The following is an 893-nucleotide window of genomic DNA, read 5'->3' on the forward strand; positions in this document are numbered from 1 at the left end:
CGCTCTGCGCCAGCCACTGCAGGTGGTCGTGCCAGTCGCCCAACGCGCTCTGGGCGCGCTTAAGCCGCGCCAGCGCCGCCCTGTCCAGGCCGCTCTGCAAGGGATAGGTCTCGCCCGCGTAGCGCACCCGCTTGATCAGCAGGCGCAGGCGATGGCGGTCGTGCGCTGGGTCACGCAGGGCCTGCGCCAGCTGCGCCTGCTGACGCCGCAGGCGACGCTGGATGCGTTTGCTGACGCTACGCAGTTGGCCACGCCGTGCTGCCTCGCGCCAGGCAACCGGCCAGCTGTCGAGCAAGGCGATCAGTTCGGCCAGTTCACGACTGCTGGCCACAGCCGCAAAAGCCCCGGCATGCGCCTCCTGGTCAAAGGCGAGCAAGCGGCTCAGGCCCATGCGTTCGAGCTCGGCCATCAACACCTCGCGATCACGCAAGGGACCAGTCAGCCGGCCGAGTACCGCGGCGGCCTGCTCCAGGGCATCCACCGTCGCCAGGCCGCGCATGGGGCGCAGCAGGCTGCGCAGCTGGCGCAAGGTGATGCGCAGGTCGTGCAACGCCTCGGCGTCGGTGAATCCGCCCAGGCGGGCCTGGCAGGCATAAAGCCGTACCTGCAAGGCCAGCACACGCTGCAGACTGCGCTCGATCAGATCGCTCATGCTCGCTACTCCTTGACGCTCAGGGTGACGACCAACAAACCCGTCGCGCCCGAAAAATCCTAATTCAGCCAGCGCCAGGGCAACGCCTGGCGCAACTTACCCAGCGCCTGACGCAGCGCGGCCGGCGCCACGGCCTGGCCGGCGTACTGCTGGCGCTCGAAACACGCGGCGAACGCCTGGATCTGCGCCGCCTGCGCCGGCAGTTCCTGGCTGGCGCGCCGGGCGAAGGCACGCATGCCCT

2 protein-coding genes are annotated in these 893 nt (G+C 69.5%); both read right to left on the reverse strand.

Features of this window, described 5'->3' with window-relative positions:
- A partial coding sequence (locus J0A65_RS24355; protein ID WP_206596840.1) for a CHAD domain-containing protein occupies positions 1-652 on the reverse strand: 652 nt, incomplete at its 3' end.
- 59 nt (positions 653-711) lie between these two features.
- Positions 712-893, reverse strand: a 182-nt coding sequence (locus J0A65_RS24360; RefSeq protein ID WP_206596841.1) for a DUF4129 domain-containing protein, incomplete at its 5' end; no start/stop codon positions are given.

It is taken from the genome of Bowmanella yangjiangensis (genome assembly GCF_017255015.1).
In the GTDB taxonomy this organism is placed as follows: Bacteria; Pseudomonadota; Gammaproteobacteria; order Enterobacterales; family Alteromonadaceae; genus Bowmanella; species Bowmanella yangjiangensis.